This window comes from Alkanindiges hydrocarboniclasticus (genome assembly GCF_001982605.1).
GTDB lineage: Bacteria > Pseudomonadota > Gammaproteobacteria > Pseudomonadales > Moraxellaceae > Alkanindiges > Alkanindiges hydrocarboniclasticus.
In genome coordinates, this window is record NZ_MLCN01000021.1 from 1 (window position 1) to 3,466 (window position 3,466).

At 49.2% G+C, this 3,466-nt stretch carries 2 rRNA genes; both read right to left on the bottom strand.

Annotation, left to right across the window (positions count from 1 at the left end):
• Nucleotides 1-38: 38 nt before the first annotated feature.
• Nucleotides 39-153 (bottom strand): 5S ribosomal RNA (rrf, locus tag BKE30_RS08145).
• A gap of 157 nt (nt 154-310) precedes the next feature.
• Nucleotides 311-3,201, bottom strand: a 23S ribosomal RNA gene (locus tag BKE30_RS08150).
• Nucleotides 3,202-3,466: the final 265 nt, after the last annotated feature.

Below are 3,466 nucleotides of genomic sequence, written 5' to 3' on the forward strand. Positions count from 1 at the left end.
AACCCCCATCAGATTAACTGATGGGGGTCTGAATAATGAGCTGGCGATGCCCTACTCTCACATGGCGAATGCCACACTACCATTGGCGCAACGTGGTTTCACTTCTGAGTTCGGGAAGGGATCAGGTGGTTCACACGTGCTATGGTCGCCAGCACAACTGGTTGGTCTTTAACTCTTTGGTTAAAGTACGCAATGCTGTACTTAAAGACTAGCTTTAAGATTTGATCATGAATTGACTGAGTCTGACTGTTTACTAGCTTAATGAATCAAGCAAGGGTATTAAGGTGAATTACAACGTTTTAGGTGTTGTATAGTCAAGCCTCACGAGCAATTAGTATTGGTTAGCTTCACACATCACTGCGCTTCCACACCCAACCTATCAACGTCCTAGTCTCGAACGGCTCTTTAGTAGGCATAAAGCCTAAGGGAAATCTAATCTTGAGGTGGGCTTCGTACTTAGATGCTTTCAGCACTTATCCCTTCCGAACATAGCTACCCGGCTGTGCCACTGGCGTGACAACCGGAACACCAGAGGTTCGTCCACTCTGGTCCTCTCGTACTAGGAGCAGATCCTCTCAAATTTCCAGCGCCCATGGTAGATAGGGACCGAACTGTCTCACGACGTTCTAAACCCAGCTCGCGTACCTCTTTAAATGGCGAACAGCCATACCCTTGGGACCTGCTTCAGCCCCAGGATGAGATGAGCCGACATCGAGGTGCCAAACACCGCCGTCGATATGAACTCTTGGGCGGTATCAGCCTGTTATCCCCAGAGTACCTTTTATCCGTTGAGCGATGGCCCTTCCATACAGAACCACCGGATCACTAAGACCTACTTTCGTACCTGCTCGACTTGTGGGTCTCGCAGTTAAGCGCGCTTTTGCCTTTATACTCTACGCGTGATTTCCGACCACGCTGAGCGCACCTTCGTACTCCTCCGTTACTCTTTAGGAGGAGACCGCCCCAGTCAAACTACCCACCAGACATGGTCCCAGATCCGGATGACGGATCATGGTTAGAACCTCAACATTACCAGGGTGGTATTTCAAGGATGGCTCCATTGGAACTGGCGTCCCAACTTCATAGCCTCCCACCTATCCTACACAAGTAAGGTCAAAGTTCAATGTCAAGCTGCAGTAAAGGTTCACGGGGTCTTTCCGTCTAGCCACGGGTACACGGCATCTTCACCGCGATTTCGATTTCACTGAGTCTCTGCTGGAGACAGCGCCGCCATCATTATGCCATTCGTGCAGGTCGGAACTTACCCGACAAGGAATTTCGCTACCTTAGGACCGTTATAGTTACGGCCGCCGTTTACTGGGGCTTCGATCAAGAGCTTCGCTTACGCTAACCCCATCAATTAACCTTCCAGCACCGGGCAGGCATCACACCCTATACGTCCACTTTCGTGTTTGCAGAGTGCTATGTTTTTAATAAACAGTTGCAGCGGCCTGGTTACTGAGGCTGCCATCAGCTCAAGGCGTAAAGCCTATCACCAACAGCAGCGTACCTTCTCCCGAAGTTACGGTACTATTTTGCCTAGTTCCTTCAGCAGAGTTCTCTCAAGCGCCTTGGTCTACTCGACCTGACCACCTGTGTCGGTTTCGGGTACGGTTCCTGTATCACTGAAGCTTAGAGGCTTTTCCTGGAAGCATGGTATCAGCCACTTCGCTGTACAAGTACAGCTTGCTATCGACTCTCAGCATAGAGCACCCCGGATTTGCCTAGGATGCATGCCTACCGTCTTCCACCTGGACAACCAACGCCAGGCTGACTTAACCTTCTCCGTCCCCTCATCGCATGATACAGAAGTATTGGAATATTAACCAATTTCCCATCGATTACGCATTTCTGCCTCACCTTAGGGACCGACTCACCCAGCCCCGATTAACGTTGGACTGGAACCCTTGGTCTTTCGGCGAGGGAGTTTTTCACTCCCTTTATCGTTACTCACGTCAGCATTCGCACTTGTGATACCTCCAGCATGCTTCTCAACACACCTTCACAGGCTTACACAACGCTCCCCTACCACTTGACTAATGTCAAATCCGCAGCTTCGGCACATAGTTTTAGCCCCGTTACATCTTCCGCGCAGGCCGACTCGACTAGTGAGCTATTACGCTTTCTTTAAAGGATGGCTGCTTCTAAGCCAACCTCCTAGCTGTCTATGCCTTCCCACATCGTTTCCCACTTAACTATGATTTTGGGGCCTTAGCTGGCGGTCTGGATTGTTTTCCTCTTGACTACGGACGTTAGCACCCGCAGTCTGTCTCCCGGATATCACTCATCGGTATTCGGAGTTTGCATCGGTTTGGTAAGTCGGGATGACCCCCTAGCCGAAACAGTGCTCTACCCCCAATGGTGTTCGTCCGAGGCGCTACCTAAATAGCTTTCGGGGAGAACCAGCTATCACCGAGTTTGATTAGCCTTTCACCCCTATCCACAAGTCATCCCCCGGCTTTTCAACGACGGTGGGTTCGGACCTCCAGTGCCTGTTACGGCACCTTCATCCTGCTCATGGATAGATCACTCGGTTTCGGGTCTATACCCTGCAACTAAACGCCCTATTCAGACTCGGTTTCCCTACGGCTCCCCTAAACGGTTAACCTTGCTACAGAATATAAGTCGCTGACCCATTATACAAAAGGTACGCAGTCACGGAACAAGTCCGCTCCCACTGCTTGTATGCACACGGTTTCAGGATCTATTTCACTCCCCTCACAGGGGTTCTTTTCGCCTTTCCCTCACGGTACTGGTTCACTATCGGTCAGTCAGGAGTATTTAGCCTTGGAGGATGGTCCCCCCATGTTCAGACAGGATATCACGTGTCCCGCCCTACTCGATTCATCTAATGTGCCCTTTTAAGTACAGGGCTATCACCTACTACGGCTGAGATTTCCATCTCATTCCTCTAAAACACACTAGACTTAATGGGCTTATCCCAGTTCGCTCGCCGCTACTACGGGAATCTCAATTGATTTCTTTTCCTAAGGGTACTGAGATGTTTCACTTCCCCTCGTTCGCCTCAATACACTATGTATTCATGTATTGATACCTACCTTATGGCAGGTGGGTTTCCCCATTCAGACATCTCCGGATCACAGGATTGTTGCCGCCTCCCCGAAGCTTTTCGCAGGCTCACACGTCTTTCATCGCCTCTGACTGCCAAGGCATCCACCATGTGCACTTAGTTACTTGACTATACAACCCTAAAACGTCGTATAGCTTCAACCGTTAATACCAAGAACGCTTGATTCAGTTTGCTAGTCCAGCTTAAACCGTCCGCAATCATTGATCCAAACATCCACCCGAAACAGGTGAATCTAAAAATCAGCAATCACGCCAATTTAAGCTAGAAATATAAACAATTATTTCAGACTCAATTATTCATGCTGTTAAAGAGTTAATGCGTCTTCGTCAGATCACACTAATTTTACTGTCATACTTAAATCACAGAAGTTAATAA